Raw genomic sequence first — 22041 nt, forward strand, 5'->3', positions numbered from 1 at the left:
ATGCGCCGCATGTTCAGCCTATCTGCGGGATCAGGCTCCACGCGCCTGCAACACGTGTCGCGCGCCACTTTGCGCCGATGCATAGACCGCGGCCTCGATCCTGAGCACCTCAAGATACTCCTCGGCCAGCGTCTCGATCTGTCCGGTGCCGCCCAATCCGTTGACCACATGGCGCTGAAACGCGTGCACGCAGCCGCCCCCAAAACTATCATCATCAGTGGGCGCAAGACGCTGGATCTGGTCGCGCGTCGCGAATGCACGATGCCAGACCGAACCATCACCGCGCAGCGAAAGCGTGCCCTCGGTGCCTTCGAACAGACCCTCGCCCATGGTGCATCGCAAATTTCTGGCGTCGTGATCCAGATGCCGATTGCCATCGATCACAGCGCGCGTGTTGCCCGGATGTTCAAGGATGATCAAACCGGCATCTTCCCCTGCGATTGCGGGATTCAGGCGGCGCAGGTCTGCGTAGACCGAAACCGGATCGCCCAGCAAAAACCGGAAGGTATCGATCAGATGCACGGCGGTTTCATGCACCAAAAACCGCTCCATCTTCTGAAAATACGGCTGACGATCCAGATAGGCATCCGGGCCCTGCCCGTCGCCGGGCCGCAATCGAAACGTCGCCTGTTGCACCTGCCCGATCAAACCATCGCGGATCGCGCTTTTGATGGCGCGGTACCACGGTTGGAACCGGAAATTCTCATGCACGATCAGCGTGACACCGGCATGCTGGGCCAGAGCGACCATGGCTTCTGCTTCGTCCAGACTGCTGCAAAAGGGCTTTTGACAGATGATCGTGCCGACCCCAGCCGAAATGGCCGTGCGAATGGCCTCTGAATGCCCGGCGGGAGGCAAGATGATGTCCAGAACATCTGGAACGGTCTGCTCCAGCATCTCGGCCAGCTCGACAAAACCGGGCAGCCCGGTCGCATGTGCCTTTGCCAGATCATGATCGCAGGCCCCGACCAAGGCAACTTCGGGCATCCGAGCCCAGCTTTCGTAGTGAAATCGGCTGAAATAACCCGCGCCTACACAGGCTATGCGTATGGGCGGCCTTGGCATCACTGCGACCACAATTGCGCTTTGACGGCGTCCGCCGCTTCTTGTGTTGTGGCGCGCCCGCCCAGATCGCGGGTCAACACGGCACCGGAACCAACCACCGCTTCGGTTGCTTCGCGCAGACGTTGGCCGTCACTGCGCAAGGCCAGATTGTCGTGTTTCACGCCAAGCCAGTCGAGCATCATGGCCGCAGACAAGATCATAGCAAACGGATTGGCCACACCCTGCCCGGCGATATCAGGGGCCGAGCCGTGACAAGGCTGGAACACCGCATGATCCAGCCCGATGTCTGCCGACGGGGCGAGCCCGAGCCCGCCCATCAATCCGGCCCCCAGATCCGAAAGAATGTCGCCAAACATGTTTTCCGTCACCAGCACATCAAAATCCCACGGACGCTGGACCATCCAAAGCGCCATCGCATCAACATAGGCATGATCAGAGGTCAAATCGGAACGCCGACCAGCCTCTTTGTCAAAAAGATCCCGAAAGAACGCAAAAGCGCGAAAGACATTGGCTTTGTCGACGCAGGTCACGTGCCCCCGTCCACGGCCCGCCGCCTTGCGGGTGGCCGCAAGGTCAAAAGCAAAACGGAACAGCTTTTCGCTGATATCGCGTGTGATCAACAAGGTTTCGCGCGCTTCGTTTTCGCTGACTTCGCCTCTGCCTTGCGTGTAGAAAAGCCCCTCGGTGCTTTCACGGATCAGGACGAAATCGATCTGTTTGCCCGGAGGCAAGGTCAATGGGCTGGGTTGTCCCGGTTTGACCGTCACCGGGCGTACTCCTGCAAACAGCGTCAAAGCCTTGCGCAGATCGATTTGCGGCGAGATTTCAGTGCCGTCGGGGTATCGCACATCTGGCAGGCCCATTGCGGACAACAGGATTGCGTCGGACTCGCGGGCCACTTTCATGGACTGCTCGGGAAGCGACTCGCCGGTTTTGGCGTAGTGGGCCGCGCCCGCTGGCGCGTGCGCAAACGTAAGCCCATAGGAATTGCTTTCAGCGGCAATCGCCTTGAGAATATCAACAGTCGGCCCGGTGATTTCCGGCCCGATGCCATCGCCCTCGAATACCGCGACAGAGAAATTTTGCGACATTTTGGTTCCTTTAATGAGCCGACTTTTGTCTACTTTAGCGACATTTCTAAATTAATGCATACATTAATTTATGCACAACGCTTGCCCTGCTGTCCTTTTATGATACATTTTGTTGCATTGAGTAGCTATCACTCTGAAATGACGTAACACATTCAGCGAGCCCACCATGTATGCCGTAACTGTTTGGATTCGTATCAAGGCTGAACGCCTGGCCGAATTTCTACCGTTAATGATGACAAACGCCGCTCTTTCGCTGGGTCAGGAGCCGGGTTGCCATCGCTTTGACGTCTGTACTGACAGCGACAGGTCAGACGAAATCTTTCTCTACGAACTCTACACAAATCGCGCCGCCTTTGAGGCACATCTTGCCAGCGACCACTTCAAGGCATTTGACGAAGCCGTGTCAGATATGATTGCCTCAAAGCATCTTCAGACTTTTGATCAGGTACCGACATGACCCTTGTGCCCGGCGATTGGGATGTCTTCAGCATCAAATATGCCGATCGCAATGCACGCACCCGGGCCGACAGCTTCATCTTCGACGACAACCATGACGCACCGCATGCAATGGACTATTTCATGTGGCTCTTGCGGCGCGGCGACGAGATCATTCTGGTTGATACCGGTTATGATCATGAAGAAGCCAAGGCCCGCAACAGGCCGATCCGGCTGGACCCGGGCAAAGCGCTCGCACCCTTCGGCCTAAAACCCGAAGACGTCACCCAGATCATCGTGACCCACCTGCATTATGACCACGCGGGCGGATTGCATCTTTTTCCGAACGCGACACTACATATGCAAGCAGCAGAAATGGCCTATGCCACCGGCCCTTGCATGTGCCACGACACGCTGCGCATGCCCTTTACGGCCGCCCATGTTTGCGAGGCTGTCAAACGACTGTACAGCGGCAAGGTGATCTTTCATGACGGCAGCGCCGAGGTCTCCGAAGGTTTGACCGTGCATTGTATTGGTGGCCACAGCCGCGGCCTGCAATGCGTGCGGGTCCGTACCCACGCAGGGTGGTTGGTGCTGGCCTCGGACGCCGCCCATTTCTACGAAAACGTCTATAGTGAAAAGCCCTTTCCCATCGTGGTTGATCTTCAGGACATGTTGGATGGCTTTGCGACGCTGCGCCGTCTGGCATCGCACCCCGGACTGATCATTCCCGGCCACGATCCGCTGATCCGCCAATACTTCCCACAGGAAATGGCTCCGCATATTCACCGCCTCGACGGGGGGCCAATGACACAGCCGGATGGCGCAGACTGAGCCCGCGAGGGACAGACCACTCCAAAAGCAAACGAACGGACCGCGCATGATCGACCAAGCCCTGACCACCCATGACGCGCTCGAAGATCCGCGGAATGCAGAGATCCTGATCTACGTGAATGGTGCCCTTGTGCCGCGTGATGAGGCCAAGGTCTCGGTTTACGACAGTGGGTTCATGCTGGGCGACGGCATGTGGGAAGGCCTGCGGCTCTACGACGGCGTCTGGGCCTATTTCGACGAGCACATGGACCGGTTCTTCGAGGCCTGCAAGGCCGTCAGTCTCGACGTTGGTATGGACCGAAGCGGTATATTGGATGCGCTCGAAAAAACACGCGCGGCCAACAACATGCACGCCGACGTGCATTGCAGACTGATGGTCACGCGCGGCCCAAAGGTGCGCCCGTTCCAGCATCCGTCCCTGTCGCGATCCGGGCCCACCATGGTGATCATCATGGAACACTCCAAACCCGTGGACAAATTGAAGGATGCCGGCATCCGTCTGGCCACGGTCCCGCAGGTTCGTGGGCTACCCATGGCGCAGGATGCCAAATACAACAGTCACTCGAAACTCAACTGTGTGATCGCCTGCCTTCAGGCCGAACAGGCCGGAGCAGACGAAGGGCTGATGCTGGATCCGCATGGTTTTGTGAACACGACAAATGCCTGCAATTTCTTTGTCGTGCGCAAAGGCGCTGTTTGGACCTCGACCGGGGACTACTGCATGAATGGGGTCACACGGGCCAAGGTGATCTCACTGTGCCAAGCCAACGGCATTCCGGTCTTTGAGAGGAACTTCTCGCTGGTCGAAGCCTACGGGGCCGAAGAAGCGTTTCTGACCGGCACCTTTGGTGCGCAAACGCCAGTGGCCAGCATTGACGGTAAACCGATCGGTGATGGCACGCGCCCCGTGACAGCCCGAATTCAGGCGCTCTACAAAAAGGCGATTGCCGAACATGTGGCAGCCGTTTCCGGCGCATAGAACGTCAGTTGTAGACCACGTCCGGATCACGCAGGCTGTGCAGGCGCCGGGCCGCATGCTGCGCAAACTTGCGTGTCAGCTTGCTTCGGCGGGCCGCGGCCAGTTTGGTCTCATCCGGGAACCTCAGGATTTCGCCATCATAGGCGTCTGCAATGATCAGCCCGCTGCCATCCGGCAAAAGATCGGTCGGGAAATCCTGATCGACAGCCCAGAAATACCGATCACACCATTCCAGATACCCCTGCCATTTGCAGTCGCTCTGGAAATCCGCCCGCGAGCTTTTGCACTCGACCACCCAAAGTTCACCTTTGGGACCGAGCCCCATGACATCAACGCGCAACCCGCGATCCGGCACGAATTCTTCGATCACTGCAAAGCCATGACTGGCCAAAAGGCGGCAAACGCCGCGGGCCAATAGCTGGCCGGGTTGCATCTGATCTCGCATCCCACAGATATGAACAAACCGTAAACAAAAATCAAGCTGCTTACCGAGTTCCAATCATGCCCTGACAGATGTCGTTTTCCAGCAAGACGCCGCGCCGGGGCGATCTAGACTGGTCACATCTTATGCAAACAGGACTGCAGATGGCCCGAAGATCCCGCACACGCCCAGCATCATCGGGCTCTGACAAAAATCTGCGTCATTTGTCGCATCCCTTTGATCCGCAATCCATTTTCACCACGGATCGCGTCGAACACATGCATAATTTGGCGCTCCGGCTTTTGCAGGAACACGGCATCGATGTTCTGGATGACGAGGCCATAGACCTGCTGTCGCAAAACGGGGCGATAGTCTCGGATCAAAGGGTCCGGATTGGCCCCGAGATGGTCACAGAAGCATTGCGCACAGCGCCACAGCGTTTCCAGATGCGTGCCGCCAACCCGGGAAGAGATCAGGATGTTTATCCCGGTCGGCTGCTCTTTTCTCCCGGCGGCGGGTGCCCGAATGTCTCTGACCGCATCAATGGCCGCAGGCCAGGCGATCTGGCGTCATACGCCGACGCGGTGCGCCTGATGCAGAGCTTTGACGTCATTCACAAACTTTCGCCCGCGCCGGAACCGCAGGACATACCTGTCCATCTGCGCCACTACGCCATGCTGCGCACACAGATTTCACTGTCAGACAAACCGCTGACGGTCTACGCACGCGGCCGCGCCCAAGTTGAACAAAGCTTTGAGCTGATCCGCGAAGCGCTTGGCGTTGCTGATGATGATTTCTCCGGCAGTGCATGGTGCTCGACTGTCATCAACACCAATTCGCCCCGCCTGCTGGACCGTCCCATGGCTCAGGGGCTGATGGATTTCGCACGCGCCGGGCAATTGGCCATTGTAACGCCCTTTTGTCTGGCGGGCGCCATGGCCCCAATCACGGTTGCTGGGGCACTGGTATTGCAGCACGCCGAGGCACTGGCCGCCATCACCCTGAACCAGTTGGTACGCCCCGGCGCGCCGGTCCTTTACGGCGGTTTCGGCTCAAACGTGGACATGCGCTCTGGCGCGCCTGCGTTCGGCACACCGGAACAAATCCAGATGGCGATCGGGTCCGGCCAATTGGCCCGCCACATTGGTCTGCCTTGGCGGTCGGCCGCAGGAACGGCATCAAACGCCAATGACATGCAAGCGGCGCAGGAAACCTCAATGGCGCTATGGGGCACGCTGCAAGCGGGCGCGACCATGGTTTTTCATGCCTGCGGCTGGCTCGAAGGTGGATTAACGCTGGGCTTTGAAAAGTTCGTGGCAGACATCGAAATGCTGCAAACCATTGCCCATCTGTGCCAACCGCCAGCCGCGGACGACGATGCCATGGGTTGGGATGCCTTGATCTCGGTTGATCCCGGCGGGCATTTCTTCGACACGCAACAAACCATGGAACGCTACCGCGACGCATTCGCCGAACCTTTGTTGGCAGACCTATCCAACCACGGAACATGGATGGCCTCAGGCGGACAAACCGCTGAGGAACGCGCCACCGCCCTTTGGATGCAAAAACTGGCCGACTTCCAACCACCAGAGGGCGCACAGGATCGCGCCGAACGCATCGCCACCATGATAGAGCGGATGACTGCGGGTGGCGGCGCTCCGCTCATTGAGTGATCAGCCGGGCAACAACCCGCTTCCATACTGCTGCGCAGGCCTTAAATTGATCAAACGGATCAGCAGGAGCGGCCAATGCCACAGGAAACGCAACTGACACGCGCCGAAGCGCGTGGCGTGCGACATGCGCGCGAACTGGAAGACCACGTCACGTGGCTGGAGACCTTTTCGGGAACAGCGCTGGGTGTGCTCGCCGTCGCATCGGGAATCTATACCTACCTTGGCGTTTCGTCCCTGCTCGACGAAAACGGCGCGATGTCGGTGTTTGCCGCGATCGCCTATTCGGTGGCCGTGTCTGTAGGTATTTTCGTATTCTGGTCCTACCTGATGCGATTGTTCCCTGCTGTTCGCACCACCCGGGCCCGCACCGGGCTGTTGGCAGCCATGGGTCTTGGGTCTTTGGCCATTGTGGCCATGTCCTCTTGGTTGAACGCGGCAGCGCTTGCCGGGTCGGCTGCCGTTGAACAGCATCTCAGCGAAACCGTGCAGGATTATCAGGCCAGCCTTGAACGCGCGCACGAAGTGGCGCTCTCCGCTCAGGCGCTGGAACGGGATGTTGCCCGCGTGCGCCAAAGCTTTGAAGACCTTTCCGAGCAGGAAGCACAGGGAGGATTGTCCGGACTGGCAGGCCGCGGGGCGGTCTTTCGGGTGCTGCGGCAGAAATCAGAAGAGCTGAGTGTGCTCGAAGCACAAATCGCCGCGCAATCCGCACCAATTGAACAGGCCTTTGCCGAAGGCAATGCGATCCTGTCGCGGATGCGCGCACTGACGGTCGAACCCGGCTCGGTCGAAGCACGGTCCGTTGAATTCTCAGAAGCAGCCGTCCGCCTGCAAGGCCTGATCACACAGCTGCGCCAGCTGTCGGTGGCGCAATTGGTGGAACGGGCCGCTCAGGATTTGTCCGCTTCGGTCGTATTGCCAGAGCTGGACGCCTCCACCGAAGAAAACCGCACCAACCAGTCGGCGACCATAACATCGGTTCTTCAAGTGCTCGCGCAGCGTGCGGATACTCTGGCAGGCGCCGCGCAAACGGTGATCAATTTGCCCCCCGCGCCCGAGGTCAACTACACGCCACTTTCCGCAGCGGATGCGGTCATCCTCTATGCCCGGAACTTCGTGCCCAGTTGGGCTGGCGCCATTGCCATCGACCTGCTACCCGCTGTGCTGGTCTTTATCCTTGCCATCACCCAAAGCGCGATCCGCGAAGGGCATGACGGCGCAGGCGTCGAAGACCGCATGACGCTGGCCGAACTGCGCGCTGCACTGTCGGCGCTGCGCGACGTCGAATCCGCACGAGCCGCACTGCCAGACCTCGAAGATCCGCCTGAGCAAAACCAAGCGCCAGATACCGCGTCCGATGTGGCGCATATCAAGGACAAAACTGCATGAATGCGCGCACGGTCTCTCGGGTATTGGCCAGCGTTTTGATTTTTCAGCTGGGGATCGGGGCCTTGTTGGTGTTTGGCGACATGCAACTGGCGGCCCCGCGCCTGCCCGGTCTGGGCCCGGACGCACCACGCTTGTCAGAACCCGTCCGGCCCGGCGATCAACGCAGGCTCTTTGCGCCCGACCGGGATCGCCCGTCAGTGCAGCCTCTGCGCAACGCCGGCCCTTTGCCGGATCGTCTGACACTGACCCGCGCCGAGGGTGTCTGGCGGCTCGAAGGCGCAATAACCGCCGGAGACGCAGATCGCATCATCACCCAAATCGAAGACAGCGCCGAGGCTCCACAGCAACTGGTGTTGCAAAGCCCCGGAGGCGCGGTAGACGAAGCCCTGCGTTTGGGCCGCTACCTGCGCGCGCGCAGCATCGAGACCGCCGTTCTGAGTGGAGAAATCTGTTATTCTGCTTGCCCTTATCTGCTGGCAGGCGGTCCAACCCGTGACATCGAAACCGGGGCATCTATCGGCGTGCATCAACATGCCTTTGGCGAAAACACCTTTCTTCCGGCCTTTCTGGCGGTTGAGGACATCCAGCGCGGTCAGGGCGAAGTCATGATCTATCTGTCGGAAATGGGCATAGACCCAATGGTCATGAGTCACGCGCTCGGAACACCGGCAGACGAGATCTATATTCTCTTGCCTGAGCAGCTTGAGCGTTACGGATTTGTCGAAGCCCCGCAATAACCTGCGCGCAGCCCACGACGCCCAAATACAAAGGCATTTTCACTGGCCCCTTGCCGATCGCTGCCGCGCGGCATAGGTGTGCAGCAGGCGGGTTCTGCCCTTCGCGTGAAACGGGTTCATTCCGGTGGCCTTAAGCAAATCCGAGGGGGCTGGCTCTGGCTGGGTCGTGGCCCTGCTACCTGGCGCCCACCTGTATATACAGGTCCTCGGGAATGCAAAACCCACACGGTCGGCGCGGTTCCCGCCGCTTATCGCGCCAAACAACATAAACGCAGGTCGTGCAGCCTATCCTGCATTGTTCTTGTCGTCACTATTGGCGCCGGGCAGCAGCATGATCGCAACCCCGAATTGAACGCCGGCAAAGACAATCCCGTTCAAGAACCACAGCAACACTACGGCCAGCAGCCCAACATCCGAATGCGTGACCAGATGCTTGAGATTGGCAACGTTGAACCCCAAGAGCATGGCAACGAAAACCGCAGCCAGCCCAAAGCCGATCGCCACATGACGCATGTATAATTTGATCAGCTTTGGCATTGAGCGCCCCGCATTACATTCCACGTAAAGAATATAACGTAGAGCGTTGCTGTAACAGGTCAAAACGGCGTCGGATCGAAACCCCGGCCCGACCTCAGAAAGCTTCGGGTCTGGCTTCGCGTGCCATGTGATCCAGCACAGCGTTCACGAACTTCGGCTCTCGTCCGTCCGGGAAAAAGGCGCGTGCTACATCAACATATTCGACGATCGCCACCTTTGGTGGAGTGTCGGTTGCTACCAATTCTGCCCCAGCGGCGCGGAACAGCGCCCGCAGCGTTGGGTCAATCCGCGCAATTGGCCATTTGGCCACCAGTGCCCGATCCGTCATCTGGTCAATCCGGGCCTGCCAGTTCACAGCCTCTTCGATCACCTTGCTGAACAGCGCGATATCGCCATCGAGCATCTCATCGCCTTCGGGCGTGACCGCACCAAAGCGGTGTTCAAGAAATTCACGGCGCACGTCATCAACGGGCTGGCTGGACGCCTCCATCTGGAACAGCGCCTGAACGGCATAAAGCCTTGATGCGCTTTTCATTTTGCGCTTTTGGTTGCCCGAGATTTCACTCATGCAGTGGTTGGCCCCTTGCCTTCGCCCGCGATCTGGAATTCGTCACGCGCCGGTGCGAATCCGACCCCTTTGCGCGCGCCGCCCCACTTACGGGCCAGCGCCACGAGGTGCAAGGCCGCAGCGGCCGCGCCGCCACCTTTGTTTTGTTCGTCGACTTCGGCCCGCACGCGGGCCTGTTCATAGTTCTCGACCGTCAGGATCCCGTTTCCGATGCAAAGCCCCTGAAGCCCCAGCAATGTGATCCCACGGCTCGAGTCATTGCAAACCGTGTCATAGTGGGTGGTTTCGCCGCGAATGACGCAACCCAGCGCAACGTAGCCGTCAAAATTGCTCATCCGCTCGGCGATACCGATCGCTGTCGGCACTTCCAGCGCGCCGGGAACCTCGATGAGATCCCAGTCACCACCTGCGGCCTCGATCTCGGCTTTCGCACCGGAAACCATCGCATCGGCAATGTCCTTGTAGTACGGCGCAACGACGATCAGGATCTTGACGGGTTTATCGAACTCCGCCCGCGGCAGTGTGTAGTGCGTTTCAGAAGATGCCATCAGCCCAGCTCCGATATCTTTTGCGTTCCGACAATCTCAAGGCCGTAGGCTTCGAGGCCAACAATCTTGGGCGTTGGCGAATTGGTCAAAAGGGTCAGCTTTGACAGACCAAGCGACGACAGGATCTGCGCACCCAGCCCGTATTGGCGCAACGTCTTGGGGCTGACTTCATCGTGCAGGTCCATTTTCATCGAAGTGTCCCGCAGCAGAACGACGACGCCGCGCCCCTCTTCTGCGACGGCCATCATCGCATGCTGGAATTCATGCGCGCGGCCTTTGGGGCCTGTCCCGATCACATCCAGCAGCGGATCCATGGCGTGCATCCGAACCAGTACCGGCTCAGGGCCTGAAAGATCCCCCATGGTCAGAACGATGTGCTCATCACCATGTGTTTCGTCAGTGTAGATGCGCATTGTCCAATCGCCGCCAAACTCGGATTGGATCTGCTCTTCGTTCTGCACACGCACCAGATTGTCGTTGCGGCGACGATAGGAAATCAGATCGCTGATCGTACCGATCTTCAAACCGTGACGCTGTGCGAAGGCTACCAGTTCAGGCAGGCGCGACATGGTGCCGTCTTCGTTCATGATCTCGCAGATCACGCCAGCCGGGTTCAGCCCCGCCAAACGCGAAATATCCACCGCAGCCTCTGTATGCCCGGCACGCACCAGAACGCCGCCTGCACGGGCGCGCAGCGGGAACACATGGCCCGGCGTTGCGATATCGGCCTCGCCTTTGGACGCATCGATTGCGACAGCGACAGTGCGCGCGCGGTCTGCGGCGGAGATGCCGGTTGTCACGCCTTCGCGGGCCTCGATAGAGGTTGTAAAGGCCGTTTCATGACGCGAACTGTTGTTGGTCGACATCAGGCTCAGGCCCAATTCCTCGATCCGCGTCGATGTCATCGCAAGACAGATCAGACCGCGGCCATAGAGTGCCATGAAGTTGATGGCATCGGGCGTTGCCCATTGTGCCGGGATGACCAGATCACCTTCGTTCTCGCGGTCCTCATGATCCACGAGAATGAACATCCGGCCATTGCGGGCGTCATCAATGATTTCCTCAACCGAGGAAATCGCGTCTTTCCAGTTCTCTTCAACCGGACCAGGGGTTTCATAATCCGCCATGGTGCCTCCATCTGCTGCTTCGCAAATAGGACAGCGGCGCTGCAAAGGCCAGTGCAAAGCCGCCGCACCCGGCCTGATGTCGTATCAAGTGCCCCCGCGTCATTGGCCGCATCGACCTCGGAAAGGAACGAGCCGACAAAACAGCACCAATTCAGTCCAGAATGTCTTCGATCACGTCAAACGCTTCTTCAAAGAACCGTTTGGCCAGGCTTTTGCGCTTTTTCTTTTTGGGTTTGCTGCGGCGCGCATTGCTCAGCGCCTCGCGTTCCCACGCCGGCAATGGCGTTGCATGAACTTCGGCGCGGGTTCTGCGACGGGACATCGGTGTTGGATGCGCGTGTCCATCCACTGCGTCCGCGCGCAACATTTTCATGTCGTGCAATTGGGCCCCACAGGACGAACAGGACAGCTCATGTCGGTCCTTGCCTCTGAGAACCAGCGCCGCGCGCGTTCCACAGTAGCAACATGTGGCAATCTTAGTCTGGGGCATCCTGTCTCTCGCTTTGTGCCATTTTTGGCCCGGTCCTGCCGATGCGCCATATTTATGCACGCATCAGCCAATCACAAGCCGTCGCGGGGGCGTCAGCCCGGTGATCGTGTGGCGTAAAGGGCGACAGCCGCCGCGTTTGAGACATTCAACGAACCAAAGCCGCCCGCAAAGTCGATTCGGACCAAGGCGTCGACGGTTTCACGGGTTTTCGGCCGTAGCCCCGGCCCCTCTGCCCCCAGAACCAAAGCCACGGGTCGGTCGATCCGATCCGCCATCGCTTCTTCGATGGTTTGTGGCGCTTCTCCATCCAGCCCGACGACAAAATAGCCCATGTCCTGCAACTTGCGGATCGTGTCAGCCAAATTGGTCTCTCTGAGATAGGGCTGACGCTCCAGCGCGCCCGAGGCGGTCTTGGCCAAGGCGCCCGTTTCAGGGGCTGAATGATGTTTTGTGCCAATCACGGCCCGGGCGCCAAACACTTCGGCAGACCTGAGAATGGCGCCCACGTTGTGCGGGTCTGTCACGCGGTCCAGCAAGACCAGCCGCGGAGCCCCCGGACCATCGCGCAGAGCAACATCTTCGAGACGGCCCCAATTCAGCGGTTTGACTTCCATCGCCGCGCCCTGATGCACAGATCCAGCATCAATCGGAGCCCGGAACCGGCGTGGATCCTGCACGTCTGGTTCAATACCGGCGTCGGCAATCGCGTCGGCCAGTTTGACCTGAGCGTTTGGCGTCACGATCAATTGCAGACGTTCGCGTGCAGGATTGACCAGAGCATCGCGCACTGCATGCAAGCCAAACAACCAGACCGTTTCGGAACTGGCCGCTTTTTTGGCCTGTTCCTTGGCCACAACCCACTTTGGTTTCTTCGACATGCGCTTGCCTTTTTTGCTGTCTGTTTCCCTTGCACGGGCGAAGCCCCACTCGCAAGGCCAAGTGTGGTCAATTTGGTGTTGACGCGCCTTTAGGCCGATTGTAATCACCCCCTCACGCCGGGTTAGCCCGGCGCCGGTGGGCGACAGGCCGCAAGGTGTGGCAGGGGACTGTAACTCCCTCGCGGAGACGCACGCCTGGTTCGATTCCAGGGTCGCCCACCACTTTCCTTAGAGCGTTGGAAAATAAGCATTTCCGCCTTATAATGGGCGTAATTGGTGCCTATTTTCGGTACCCAAACCCAGTTTTTCGGTACCGACATGGCCCAAACCAAGCCCAAGTTCATGCTCATTGAGCACGGCAGATACTTCTATCAGCGCAAAGTGCCGCTCGAATTTCAGACCGCTGTCGGGCGCAAGAAGTGGCGTGCGCCGTTGGGTGACGACTTCGACACAGCCTATGATCGTTTGAAGGAAATCAAGTCAGATCACGACACCCTTCTCAAACGCCTCAAGAGCCCCGAAGAGCGTCAGGACTATCGCACTGCCCAGCGCCACAAACGCGAAGGCGAAAAGGCTGCCCGAAAGGCTGCGGAGGACGCCGCCTACGAAAAATGGTGCCATACGAGCGGCATTAAAACGGAAGAGGAAGAATTCTTCGAAATTCATGGGGAAGACGACGAACCCGCGTGGGAGAAAGCGGATCGCTGGATAGCCGCGTTCGATCATGAACGCGCTAAAGACATGAACCCTACGCAAGACGACATTGACGGCGTGCGTAACTTGCTCGGGCGGTTGGCGCGCTCTGATGGTGATTTCAAGGTCGAACTCCCGCCCCACCCCGAATTCAAAGCTCTTGTTGCGGATGCCACCGACGCCGCGAAATCCAGAATTTCGTTCGCTCCGTTTTCTGAACCAATGGACGACGATGAATACCATGACCGTTTGGTTGATGTTCATCGCAGTTTGTTTGGTGATCACGTGCAACCGCCAAGCGCTCCGGAAGACCGTGACGCCTTTGATGTCGCAAAAATGCTGCTGGAACGTCGGATAGCGCGCGTAGCGCGAAACCCGGACACCTTGAACAAGGTCGCAGAGAAGTTCTTTCGGTTCGCGCAGCTTCGAAAGAAAACAGAAGACAAATATCGGCGAACAATCGAACGACTTGTTGCGAAGACTGGGGACATTCCTGTCGGTCAGGTCACGCCGCGTATGCTCCGCGATTATCGCGACCATTTAAAGAACAAACGTTGCCCACTTCTCCCCTCTTCTATCAGGGCAGAATTCACGCCGATCATGGGCCTGTTTAGCTACGCTGTGGACGAGGAACTGATAGAAATCAGCCCAATGGTCAGTGTCAAGTTGCCCAAGGAACGTCGCGCGGTTGAAGAAATGAAGTGGCTGCCCTTTGATATTGATGAGGTGTCGCGCATCTTTGCGGCATTGGATGACGTGTGGGGGCAACCTGTGCGAGGCCTGTCAGATGAGCGCAGAGACGCGCTACGAATGGCTGTGCGCGTTTTGGCACATACTGCGATGCGCCCCGCCGAATTCATGGCATTGCGCCCGGATCAAGTTGACGACCGAGCTATTCGCGTCGAAGGCGGGAAGACGAAAAGCTCGTGGCGTGTAATCCCGCTACACCCTGAGATCGCCGATTTCCCGGCGTGGCTTCACGCGGGTGGGCTCGCCGCCTTCCACAATAGCAAAACAGGGGAAGCCCAGACGGACACCGTGACGGTGCTTCGGCATAACTTCTCGCGGTTGGTACGCTCCAAAATGGCTCAGCCGATTACTGACCGGCGAAAAACGTTGTATTCGCTGCGATCTACTTTCCAGAACGCAATGCGGCGCGCGGGCGCTCCCAAAGACGTCAGGCGCGCTATCCTTGGGCATGTCGAAAGCGGCGCAATCCGCCACTATGATGACGGTCCCAGTTTCGATTTGTTGCGAAAGTGGGTTGAGCAAGCGGACCCACGCGACTGATTGGCAATTTGCAGAACGTTCGATTTCTGCGTCTTGCTTAGTTTCGGCTTCGGAGTTGATGCACCCAACCGCCGACCGTGACCCGGTCAATCTTGACATTTGAAGCTCACTATGGCAGTGTTCCTGACATAGATTAGACTGCCTTCGGTGAAGGCCGTCACCGCCCCGGTGGGGCGCTCATCATCCAAAATTTGAGACGCTGCACATGAAAGATCACACGATCTGTGCGCGGGATATTCAGCATGTCTGTAGCCTGACTGGCTACGCCATGCGCAACCTTCTGACTGATCCCGCGCTATCGAACAACTTCATTCAAGCCCGTGGACCGAAGGGCGGCAATGGACGCCGTTATTGGACCTTGCGGGTGCTTCTGCCGGTACTGCGGCAGCAACCTTTCTTCACCCGTGGGATGGAGCGCGACCTTGCCCAAATCGACCTCAAACAACGGAACACGGAATCCCAACATGTCTGACCATCCTCGCATCACACTGGATAGCCTCCACCACGCCGAACGGGAACGCCTGAATGCTATTCGCGTTCGTGCAGAGGTTGCCCTTGCAAAACGCTATCCGCAGTTGAAACCAATCACTGTGCGGCACATTCTGAACGACGAACTTCTTTCCGACCCGCGCGTGTTTCATCATGTCGTTAGTGGAAGTGACCTCGAAATCCGGGCCGATGATGAAAAGGCAATTTCTGCGCTCGTGTCCGATCTGGTCACGGGTTCTGAGGTCGCGCAACGCAACATCGCTTTCGCCTCTGCCGAACTGCGCGCCAAGCTTGAACAGGATTTTTATGCATCCCTCAACACGGGCGAAGCGCTTCGGCTCGAACGGGCCGGGGAACTGCAACAGCGCCGCGACACATTCGTCGAAGAGGGCCTGAACCGTGCCTGACACCGCTGCGCAGCCGATGCCTCGCGAGCGTGACGAGCGGTTCGCAAATCTGGTCTCCTTTGGAGAAACCTACTTGTCGGCATGGTGTGAGTCAGCAGAAGGAATCCCGAAGCCAGCACCGACCGCTTCTGCGCGTGTACAAGCATCGCGGATGGCCAAACGTTGTGCCGACCGCATCGCCTACCTGAAAGCACGGCAGATCGCAGAAACAGCTTCTGAGGACAGGCCGGAACCAATCACAGCGGAGTCCCTGTCGAGTATCATGAAGGACACCACTCAGACGCTTATGCGTGCAGCCACCGCCGCCCAGCGCGCCGGAAGTGCTGCGACCGCTCAAAACCTACGCCGCTGTGTTGTGACACACGCCGGGCGGGCCCACCGCGTCGAAAACCGTGTCCCGAAAACGGCAGACGATGGCCCCACGATCCCCGTTGCGGAATACATCGCTCGTCTGCGTCCATGTGAGTGCCTGCAATGACTGGCACCGCCGAGTCCCTGATCTATGTTGTTCGACAATCGAAGGCACAGATCGCGGATCTTTCAGCGCGGCTTGACAGTGCACGGGGCAAACAGGTCGAACCAATTCTACGCGCACTGGGTAAGGAGGCAGATGTTTGCAGTGCCGCCCTTTCGAAACTTGCACGTTTGTACGTAGACGTTCTGCCCGACACAGAAGACAAAATGAACGGCGGGGTTCCCGATCATGACCCAGATTTGTTGCTGACCGCTCAGTTGCTTTTCCGTGCCAACCAGAACGGCTTTTGTCCACGTTGCGGGGGTATCAAATAGCCTGCCCAGCGCCGCGTGTGAGGTTTGCCACACGTGGGCAGACGTTGAGCCGCCCGGCACGTTTTCTCCGGCGTGCCGGGCTCGCTCCGGTCGCAGCAACAACGAACCCGACGGGTCATTCCGGCCCAACTTCACCCAATCCCTCTCACCCGACAAAGAGGACACAACGAATGGAACAATGACATGAACCTCTTCATGAACCGCGCTACGCGCGCTCGTATTCATCTGGCAGTGCTTGAAGCTATGCCGGACGGGCAAGATGATATGGCAGCCGCATTCGCCGAGACATGCGCATATGCTGAAAATCCCGGCGAAGTCTTTGAACTGGCGCGTGCGATTGATGCGCACATCTTTGCCAAGGTTCACTATGCAGACGTTCAGTATGCGGACGTTGATGCCGACGATCTTCGCGCTTTGCACGGTGTGGAAGACGTGAACTGGGCACTCCGCCTGTGTGGTATCCGCGCGCGTAGCGCGCAAGGTCGTAAAGTCCGCTGGACCGATGCGCCAGACCGCGAACCAACTATGCCAGTCAAACTGCCCGCAACTCTTCTCGAACAATGGAACTCTGAATGAGTCGCCCGAAACACTCTACCTTTCACCTTGGCCCGCTTGGCACTTTCTACAGCGGGTCTGGGCTGGACGTGGACTGCGTCCATTTGCCCGCGACCGTGATTAGCAGGGCGGCTGGGCTTCGGGTCGAGTGTACGAATGAAGACGATCTGCGCGCGGCTTTGATTGCTCATTGGGAAGCATCAGGGCGCATGTTTAGCGTGGATGACGTATTGGAATGGGCGCTGGATCGGTCGCCCCCAATGACGGGTAGTGAAGTCACATCAGGCCTGCGGCAAGTGGGCGTAAATGATGGCTGGTTGCAGTTTTAGCCGAAAACGAGATATGAAACACACCTCACAATCATGTGATGTATGTTTCATTAATCAATATTTAGGCATCGCATCAGAAGTGGTCACAAAATGTGCAAGTCGGAATTTTTAGCTGCGCGCGAAATTATATTGACATGTGCCAATTCATTGATCTCGGAGCGGGCGCGGTTTCTTGTCCGGCCGACATCCATTGATTCGAAATTGCTGCGGCTGTAAAACGAAATCGACCCGCCTGCCGTTGGCGCGGCATGTTTGGTGAAGAACCAAACGAGGCGGGTCTAAAACTTGATGTAACGCCAGATTAGCCGAAGACACGTTGTGTTGCAAGGCTACACGGCACCTATGGAGACCAGATTAAGTGACAAATTTGAATGCGAGTTGCTCACCCGCTGACGCGGGTGGGGTGGTAGTGGACGCCCTGCTGAACGGTGCTGGGATCAAAGAAATCGCCCATGTTATCTTCGAAACTACCGAAGGCGTTGTCGTCTTTAACGACGTTGCGGAACGGGAAATTGATGATCCCGCACCGTTGGATATGTCGGACCCTCAGTTGGATATGGTTCTGGACGGCAAATGCTACGCCGTCGGGTCCGACGAACTGCCTCTTGAAATGGCCACGCTGGTAGCCCGCAACGGTGACAAAGCTTTCGGCGTCTACGTTCTCGAAGAGCCGGTGTCCTATTCGGATGTGCCCGAGGAATTCGCACAGGCGATTCCAGTCGGTACAGGCTGGGAAATCGAAGAACAGGAAGGCGAACTGCACTATCTGCATGAACTGGTAGCCCGCGCCGTCGGGGATGAACCCCAGATGATGAATGACGCTGAGCTTCTGGGTGTGGATCACCCGGACATGCAGGCGCTGTTGCAGAAGCCGTTCGTCTTCATGCAGGGACAACTCTGGGGACAGCGCGACAACCGCAACACACAAGACGGCAAGTGGGCACGGGTTGAAATGCCGCTGCTGGCGTGGCTCATCGGCGCTGAAAAGGGCGAGAAACTGAACGGCAAGACCGTATCAGAAAAATGGGGTTTGACCCGTCACCCGGAAGCCAAGGCCAAAGAAGGCTCTTCGCTGGTTCTGGCAGATGCCATCGACGGTGCCCGCAAGGATGGCGCAATCAAGACGATGTATGCAGTCGGACTCGATATCGACAGCGGCGCAGAACTGGAAGCAGTGAAGAACAAGCTGAAAGAAAAAAATCTGTTCGCTATCCTGTACACATCGTTCCGTAACAAGACCACAGAACTTGTGTTGAAGCACGACGACATCATCCGCAAGCTCAAGCTGGACGAAAGCCCGAACCGGGCTCAAATCCAAATCTACATGCGTGAGCACCACAAGGATCGCTACGACGAAGATTTCATCCAATCCATCGAGATTATTGATCTTCGCAAGCAAACTCCTGACGGATTGCGTACGATCCTCAAGACGCGCCCGCTCGACAAGTTCCGGGTGATCCTTCCCCTGTGGGAGCCTGTTGAACTGGCTGATCTGGGCGCGACTGTGAATCAGTGGAAAGACGTCTGGGCGGACGCCGTGACCGGTGTTGCCGTCAACCTGCTGGACGTGTCTTTCGACGCCACATCAACCGATGTGAATCGTTTGTTCTTCACGCCGCGCCATAAGGCAGGATCGGAATGGTACGCGGCTGTAGTCATGGGCCGTCCGCTTCGGTTTGAAGAAATCGAGCCGTACAGCAAGGCGCGGTATGTCAAAGAACGTGATCCGGGTGACCCGTTCGCGACAGTTGGCGGAGATATTGAAACAGGTAAGCGCGAGCGGTTCATCACGGATAGCGGGTTCAACCTCAATCGTTGGCATACCAAGCACAAAGAACGCTGGATGGCGGCAGATGTGATCGAAACATACTGCGCTGACAAGGTTCGCGTGGCGGGCGGTGAGAAGGCTGGGACTGTCCACCTCGAATGTCCGTTCGAGCATGAACACTCTTCCGAAGGTGGTACCGCCACCATGGCCCGGAATCCCGATGAATGTGAGTCAGGGTTCTGGACTGTGTTCTGCCAACACGATGCGTGTAAAGGCCGCGACAAGCTGCATTTCGTCAAAGAAATGGTCGATGAAGGATGGTTCCCGGAAGACGTTCTGACTGATGACGAATGGAACATTCCGTTGCCGGATGAAGACTTGGAGCCAGAAGAAGAACCCCAGCCCATCAGCCTTACAAAAGACGAAGTCGCCGAATTGATTTCGGAGGCGGGTATCAACGAAAATTCCTCAACCGAAGACCTGAAAAAGTTCCTCAAAAAACAGGTAAAACTGGGGCGGGATTCCGCGACCTGTAAGCGCATCACGCAGGCGCTTGGCACCACCGCGCGCAGCAAGGGGGTGACGGTGTTCACACCGAAGGAAGTTGATAAGATGTGGCGTGACGTTCGGGCAGAGATCGCTCTCCGTCGGCGGGAACGGGACGAAGAGGAAGGTGGCGATAACGATACCGTACCAGTTGTTAATCAATGGGACTTTGGAGACATGGTCGGTTGGGGCGAGAAGCGTATTCAAGACGCAAATGCCAAGCGTCCACGCCTGTTCCACTACATCGACGAAGTTGCCCGGATCGACGAGAATGCTGAGTGTATCCCTCGCATCCGTATGTTGACGGAAAAGCAATTCTCAGCGGAGTTGAACCACTTCACCAAGTGGCAGCATGTGTCCACCATGGGTGACGTCGAGTGTCGTAAAGAAGTTGCCGCACCCAAGGACGTAGTTTCGCAGCTTTATTCATCTGCGCACACTATTTACCCTAAACTTCGCGGTTTGGTGACGACGCCGACGTTTGCACGGGATGGGTCTCTTATCTCGACTCCGGGATACCACGAAAGTGGCCTGTTCTACTGGAACAATGGCAACTTGGATATCCCACAAGTCAGTGACGTACCGACGGATGAAGAAGTCTCCGAAGCAAAGCGCCTGCTTGTGGAAGAAGTGTTCGCAGACTTCCCGTTGGGCGGGATGCAGCGCGACGAGATCGTCGCCAAGGCACTCGATCCGAAAGACCCAGAAGGCATCCCCGCTGTTACAAATCTCATGTCGATGCTGCTGCTGATGTTCTGCCGCGAACTGATTGACGGCCCGACGCCGGGGCACCTCCTGACGAAGCCAACGCCCGGCACTGGTGCGTCGCTGTTGACCGACGTCTGTTCGACCATCGCACATGGCGAGGCCACCCCGGCACAACCTATTCCGCCGAACAACGAAGAAATGCAGAAAACACTTCTGACCCTGATCGCCGACGGCGCAAACGTCGTGTACTTTGACAATATCGACAAGGATGTGAATAGCGGTACGTTCGCTTCCGCCCTGACCGCACCAAAGGTCCGGGGACGTATCCTCGGTAAGTCTCAAATGGCTGAGGCTGAGGTACGCGCTGTGTGGGTGCTGTGCGGTAACAACGTCCGCATGTCCCAAGAACTGATCCGCCGGTTGGTTATGGTCGATCTGGATGCCAAGGTGGCAAAACCGGGAGAACGTTCTGGCTGGCGTCACGATGACATCATGGAATACATCGCAGGAAATCGCGGTGAACTGGTCTGGGCCTGCCTGACGTTGATTCAGAACTGGGTCGCCAAGGGCATGAAGGGCGACAAGCGCGTTATCCTGAACAGCTACGAGAAGTGGTCCCGCATCATGGGTGGCATCCTTCGGGATGCTGGCCTCAAGGGTTTCCTCGCCAACCGCAAAGATTTGGAGGAACAAGCTGGCGACTTTGAAACTGACATGCTGAATGTCTTTATGGTTGAGCTTTCAACATATCCGGACGGAACCAAATTTAAAGCCGGAAGCGACGAAGGTGTTTTTGAGTCACTGATGCGTATCGCGAATACTGGTTGCGACGCGACCGGTGGCGATCCCATTTTGATCCCCGGCTGTCCACTTAACAAGGAAGCGCAGAGGTACACCAACCCAACCATGATCGGGCGCAAGTTCAAAGATATCGCACGCCGCCCGCACACCGTGCACAAGCCGGATGGAAACGGATCATTTGTGGCGTGGGACCTCCACTTTATGAACGGTAAGGACTCAAGCAGCGGGACCACCTTCTTTGAAATGACCAAGAAAAAGGTGGGATAAGCGAATGCACCCCGCGTCAGCGGGAGTTGCTGGGGTTTTGCTGGGGTTTGGAGCGAACCCCAGCAAGGTTTTCGTAAACGATTACAGGTGATTAGGGATTTTTGCTGGGGTTGCTGGGGTTTAAGAGGTGCCCAAGGTATAGAAATCAATGTGTGTGTGCACACACCCGAGAGAGTCGTCCGACACACACACGCGAATGCATGGCGGTTGGGCCGAACAACCCCCGCAACCCCAGTAATCACCGCAAACGGATAAGAGGCTGTGTACCCGCCGTGCGTTAACACCATCGCCGAAAGCAAACACCACCAACCGGCAAGACAATCCCCGCCGCGCCGTTCAATTTGCTCGCCGCTAAGGCAACGAAACGCCAACAATCTTTGGGCTATCGTGGCCCTTGCCGTGAATAGCCCGCATTATTACGCCAATCCACGTGATTGATAGAAATCACACTCCGCCGGGCGCTCGCGCGTCGCGCAATAATATCTTCCTGTTATCAGAATCTGGGAAATTTTGTGTTTCGCGCGGTTTTTGTGATTTGACGGATGGTCATTTTGCTTTTTTGACGTGTCCCCATTTTTATTTTGACACGACCCGACTTTCTGGCGAGCCAAGCGATACTCATTTTCC

The 22041-nt window shown here is 57.6% G+C and carries 24 protein-coding genes and 1 tRNA gene; 15 read left to right on the plus strand and 10 right to left on the minus strand.

What is annotated here, in order from left to right:
• Positions 1–30: 30 nt before the first annotated feature.
• Together PFY00_RS11735 and PFY00_RS11740 are read right to left on the minus strand one after the other, a co-directional pair.
• Entirely contained in the window at positions 31–1065 is a 1035-nt protein-coding gene (locus PFY00_RS11735; protein WP_271432740.1) for a Gfo/Idh/MocA family protein, read from the minus strand.
• Complete coding sequence (locus PFY00_RS11740; RefSeq protein WP_271432741.1) at positions 1065–2156, minus strand: isocitrate/isopropylmalate dehydrogenase family protein; 1092 nt, start codon at positions 2154–2156, stop codon at positions 1065–1067. The genes PFY00_RS11735 and PFY00_RS11740 overlap by 1 nt, the downstream gene beginning before the upstream one ends.
• Before the next feature lie 166 nt (positions 2157–2322).
• Between PFY00_RS11740 and PFY00_RS11745 the strand changes: the two genes are divergently transcribed.
• The 3 genes from PFY00_RS11745 to PFY00_RS11755 are packed head-to-tail and all read left to right on the plus strand — an operon-like array spanning position 2323 to position 4404.
• The gene (locus PFY00_RS11745; protein ID WP_271432742.1) at positions 2323–2613 is read left to right on the plus strand and encodes a putative quinol monooxygenase; all 291 of its coding nucleotides are present in this window, start codon (positions 2323–2325) and stop codon (positions 2611–2613) included.
• Positions 2610–3425: an N-acyl homoserine lactonase family protein gene (locus tag PFY00_RS11750; RefSeq protein ID WP_271432743.1), complete on the plus strand. Its 816-nt coding sequence runs from the start codon at positions 2610–2612 to the stop codon at positions 3423–3425. The genes PFY00_RS11745 and PFY00_RS11750 overlap by 4 nt, the downstream gene beginning before the upstream one ends.
• A gap of 46 nt (positions 3426–3471) precedes the next feature.
• Positions 3472–4404 (plus strand): aminotransferase class IV, encoded by a 933-nt coding sequence (locus PFY00_RS11755; protein WP_271432744.1) that lies wholly within the window; start codon positions 3472–3474, stop codon positions 4402–4404.
• 4 nt (positions 4405–4408) lie between these two features.
• On the opposite strand, the gene PFY00_RS11760 is transcribed toward PFY00_RS11755, so the two are convergent.
• Positions 4409–4849: an MmcB family DNA repair protein gene (locus PFY00_RS11760; protein WP_271432745.1), complete on the minus strand. Its 441-nt coding sequence runs from the start codon at positions 4847–4849 to the stop codon at positions 4409–4411.
• 140 nt (positions 4850–4989) lie between these two features.
• Here PFY00_RS11760 and PFY00_RS11765 point away from each other — a divergent pair, with 140 nt between their 5' ends.
• From PFY00_RS11765 to PFY00_RS11775, 3 genes are all read left to right on the plus strand, one after another.
• Positions 4990–6498, plus strand: coding sequence for a trimethylamine methyltransferase family protein (locus PFY00_RS11765; RefSeq protein ID WP_271432746.1), 1509 nt, complete (start codon positions 4990–4992; stop codon positions 6496–6498).
• A 75-nt stretch (positions 6499–6573) separates the two neighbouring features.
• Positions 6574–7887, plus strand: coding sequence for an AAA family ATPase (locus PFY00_RS11770; protein WP_271432747.1), 1314 nt, complete (start codon positions 6574–6576; stop codon positions 7885–7887).
• Positions 7884–8624, plus strand: a complete 741-nt coding sequence (locus tag PFY00_RS11775) for a COG3904 family protein (protein WP_271432748.1) — start codon at positions 7884–7886, stop codon at positions 8622–8624. Before PFY00_RS11770 ends, PFY00_RS11775 begins: the two co-directional genes overlap by 4 nt.
• Positions 8625–8909: 285 nt before the next feature.
• On the opposite strand, the gene PFY00_RS11780 is transcribed toward PFY00_RS11775, so the two are convergent.
• The 6 genes from PFY00_RS11780 to rlmB form a co-directional block, all read right to left on the minus strand.
• Positions 8910–9161, minus strand: coding sequence for a hypothetical protein (locus tag PFY00_RS11780; protein ID WP_271432749.1), 252 nt, complete (start codon positions 9159–9161; stop codon positions 8910–8912).
• Positions 9162–9255: 94 nt separating this feature from the next.
• Positions 9256–9729 carry a transcription antitermination factor NusB gene (gene nusB / locus PFY00_RS11785; RefSeq protein WP_271432750.1) on the minus strand — a complete coding sequence of 158 codons (474 nt, stop codon included), beginning with the start codon at positions 9727–9729 and terminating at the stop codon, positions 9256–9258.
• Positions 9726–10277, minus strand: coding sequence for a 6,7-dimethyl-8-ribityllumazine synthase (locus PFY00_RS11790; protein WP_271432751.1), 552 nt, complete (start codon positions 10275–10277; stop codon positions 9726–9728). Before PFY00_RS11790 ends, nusB begins: the two co-directional genes overlap by 4 nt.
• On the minus strand, positions 10277–11404 hold the full coding sequence (gene ribB / locus PFY00_RS11795) for a 3,4-dihydroxy-2-butanone-4-phosphate synthase (RefSeq protein WP_271432752.1): 1128 nt from the start codon (positions 11402–11404) through the stop codon (positions 10277–10279). The genes PFY00_RS11790 and ribB overlap by 1 nt, the downstream gene beginning before the upstream one ends.
• 151 nt (positions 11405–11555) lie before the next feature.
• Positions 11556–11894, minus strand: coding sequence for a hypothetical protein (locus PFY00_RS11800; protein ID WP_271432753.1), 339 nt, complete (start codon positions 11892–11894; stop codon positions 11556–11558).
• Between the two features lie 92 nt (positions 11895–11986).
• Positions 11987–12772: a 23S rRNA (guanosine(2251)-2'-O)-methyltransferase RlmB gene (gene rlmB, locus PFY00_RS11805; RefSeq protein ID WP_271432754.1), complete on the minus strand. Its 786-nt coding sequence runs from the start codon at positions 12770–12772 to the stop codon at positions 11987–11989.
• Positions 12773–12910: 138 nt separating this feature from the next.
• Here rlmB and PFY00_RS11810 point away from each other — a divergent pair.
• From PFY00_RS11810 to PFY00_RS11845, 8 genes are all read left to right on the plus strand, one after another.
• Positions 12911–12994 (plus strand) — tRNA-Tyr (locus tag PFY00_RS11810).
• Positions 12995–13090: 96 nt separating this feature from the next.
• Positions 13091–14755: a tyrosine-type recombinase/integrase gene (locus tag PFY00_RS11815; protein WP_271432755.1), complete on the plus strand. Its 1665-nt coding sequence runs from the start codon at positions 13091–13093 to the stop codon at positions 14753–14755.
• Between the two features lie 205 nt (positions 14756–14960).
• Positions 14961–15227 carry a hypothetical protein gene (locus PFY00_RS11820; RefSeq protein WP_271432756.1) on the plus strand — a complete coding sequence of 89 codons (267 nt, stop codon included), beginning with the start codon at positions 14961–14963 and terminating at the stop codon, positions 15225–15227.
• Positions 15220–15651: a hypothetical protein gene (locus PFY00_RS11825; protein WP_271432757.1), complete on the plus strand. Its 432-nt coding sequence runs from the start codon at positions 15220–15222 to the stop codon at positions 15649–15651. The genes PFY00_RS11820 and PFY00_RS11825 overlap by 8 nt, the downstream gene beginning before the upstream one ends.
• 262 nt (positions 15652–15913) lie before the next feature.
• On the plus strand, positions 15914–16129 hold the full coding sequence (locus PFY00_RS11830) for a hypothetical protein (RefSeq protein ID WP_271432758.1): 216 nt from the start codon (positions 15914–15916) through the stop codon (positions 16127–16129).
• Positions 16126–16440 carry a hypothetical protein gene (locus PFY00_RS11835; protein WP_271432759.1) on the plus strand — a complete coding sequence of 105 codons (315 nt, stop codon included), beginning with the start codon at positions 16126–16128 and terminating at the stop codon, positions 16438–16440. Before PFY00_RS11830 ends, PFY00_RS11835 begins: the two co-directional genes overlap by 4 nt.
• Before the next feature lie 183 nt (positions 16441–16623).
• Positions 16624–17016, plus strand: a complete 393-nt coding sequence (locus PFY00_RS11840; protein ID WP_271432760.1) for a hypothetical protein — start codon at positions 16624–16626, stop codon at positions 17014–17016.
• A complete protein-coding gene (locus tag PFY00_RS11845) occupies positions 17013–17324 on the plus strand; it encodes a hypothetical protein (RefSeq protein ID WP_271432761.1) in 312 nt (103 codons plus the stop codon). The genes PFY00_RS11840 and PFY00_RS11845 overlap by 4 nt, the downstream gene beginning before the upstream one ends.
• Positions 17325–17706: 382 nt before the next feature.
• Here the strand turns inward: PFY00_RS11845 and PFY00_RS11850 are convergent, their stop codons facing one another.
• Positions 17707–18168, minus strand: a complete 462-nt coding sequence (locus PFY00_RS11850; protein ID WP_271432762.1) for a hypothetical protein — start codon at positions 18166–18168, stop codon at positions 17707–17709.
• Between PFY00_RS11850 and PFY00_RS11855 the strand changes: the two genes are divergently transcribed.
• On the plus strand, positions 18133–21414 hold the full coding sequence (locus PFY00_RS11855) for a hypothetical protein (RefSeq protein ID WP_271432763.1): 3282 nt from the start codon (positions 18133–18135) through the stop codon (positions 21412–21414). The genes PFY00_RS11850 and PFY00_RS11855 overlap by 36 nt on opposite strands.
• Positions 21415–22041: the final 627 nt, after the last annotated feature.

The organism is Thalassococcus lentus (assembly GCF_028023555.1).
Taxonomy (GTDB): domain Bacteria; phylum Pseudomonadota; class Alphaproteobacteria; order Rhodobacterales; family Rhodobacteraceae; genus Thalassococcus_A; species Thalassococcus_A lentus.

What these genes read in the sequence shown, in the direction of transcription:
- PFY00_RS11735 (WP_271432740.1), bottom strand. Translation starts at nt 1,065, where the DNA reads ATGCCAAGGCCGCCCATACGCATAGCCTGTGTAGGCGCGGGTTATTTC.
- PFY00_RS11740 (WP_271432741.1), bottom strand. Translation starts at nt 2,156, where the DNA reads ATGTCGCAAAATTTCTCTGTCGCGGTATTCGAGGGCGATGGCATCGGG.
- PFY00_RS11745 (WP_271432742.1), top strand. Translation starts at nt 2,323, where the DNA reads ATGTATGCCGTAACTGTTTGGATTCGTATCAAGGCTGAACGCCTGGCC.
- PFY00_RS11750 (WP_271432743.1), top strand. Translation starts at nt 2,610, where the DNA reads ATGACCCTTGTGCCCGGCGATTGGGATGTCTTCAGCATCAAATATGCC.
- PFY00_RS11755 (WP_271432744.1), top strand. Translation starts at nt 3,472, where the DNA reads ATGATCGACCAAGCCCTGACCACCCATGACGCGCTCGAAGATCCGCGG.
- PFY00_RS11760 (WP_271432745.1), bottom strand. Translation starts at nt 4,849, where the DNA reads ATGCGAGATCAGATGCAACCCGGCCAGCTATTGGCCCGCGGCGTTTGC.
- PFY00_RS11765 (WP_271432746.1), top strand. Translation starts at nt 4,990, where the DNA reads ATGGCCCGAAGATCCCGCACACGCCCAGCATCATCGGGCTCTGACAAA.
- PFY00_RS11770 (WP_271432747.1), top strand. Translation starts at nt 6,574, where the DNA reads ATGCCACAGGAAACGCAACTGACACGCGCCGAAGCGCGTGGCGTGCGA.
- PFY00_RS11775 (WP_271432748.1), top strand. Translation starts at nt 7,884, where the DNA reads ATGAATGCGCGCACGGTCTCTCGGGTATTGGCCAGCGTTTTGATTTTT.
- PFY00_RS11780 (WP_271432749.1), bottom strand. Translation starts at nt 9,161, where the DNA reads ATGCCAAAGCTGATCAAATTATACATGCGTCATGTGGCGATCGGCTTT.
- nusB (WP_271432750.1), bottom strand. Translation starts at nt 9,729, where the DNA reads ATGAGTGAAATCTCGGGCAACCAAAAGCGCAAAATGAAAAGCGCATCA.
- PFY00_RS11790 (WP_271432751.1), bottom strand. Translation starts at nt 10,277, where the DNA reads ATGGCATCTTCTGAAACGCACTACACACTGCCGCGGGCGGAGTTCGAT.
- ribB (WP_271432752.1), bottom strand. Translation starts at nt 11,404, where the DNA reads ATGGCGGATTATGAAACCCCTGGTCCGGTTGAAGAGAACTGGAAAGAC.
- PFY00_RS11800 (WP_271432753.1), bottom strand. Translation starts at nt 11,894, where the DNA reads ATGCCCCAGACTAAGATTGCCACATGTTGCTACTGTGGAACGCGCGCG.
- rlmB (WP_271432754.1), bottom strand. Translation starts at nt 12,772, where the DNA reads ATGTCGAAGAAACCAAAGTGGGTTGTGGCCAAGGAACAGGCCAAAAAA.
- PFY00_RS11815 (WP_271432755.1), top strand. Translation starts at nt 13,091, where the DNA reads ATGGCCCAAACCAAGCCCAAGTTCATGCTCATTGAGCACGGCAGATAC.
- PFY00_RS11820 (WP_271432756.1), top strand. Translation starts at nt 14,961, where the DNA reads ATGAAAGATCACACGATCTGTGCGCGGGATATTCAGCATGTCTGTAGC.
- PFY00_RS11825 (WP_271432757.1), top strand. Translation starts at nt 15,220, where the DNA reads ATGTCTGACCATCCTCGCATCACACTGGATAGCCTCCACCACGCCGAA.
- PFY00_RS11830 (WP_271432758.1), top strand. Translation starts at nt 15,914, where the DNA reads ATGAAGGACACCACTCAGACGCTTATGCGTGCAGCCACCGCCGCCCAG.
- PFY00_RS11835 (WP_271432759.1), top strand. Translation starts at nt 16,126, where the DNA reads ATGACTGGCACCGCCGAGTCCCTGATCTATGTTGTTCGACAATCGAAG.
- PFY00_RS11840 (WP_271432760.1), top strand. Translation starts at nt 16,624, where the DNA reads ATGAACCTCTTCATGAACCGCGCTACGCGCGCTCGTATTCATCTGGCA.
- PFY00_RS11845 (WP_271432761.1), top strand. Translation starts at nt 17,013, where the DNA reads ATGAGTCGCCCGAAACACTCTACCTTTCACCTTGGCCCGCTTGGCACT.
- PFY00_RS11855 (WP_271432763.1), top strand. Translation starts at nt 18,133, where the DNA reads ATGATGAATGACGCTGAGCTTCTGGGTGTGGATCACCCGGACATGCAG.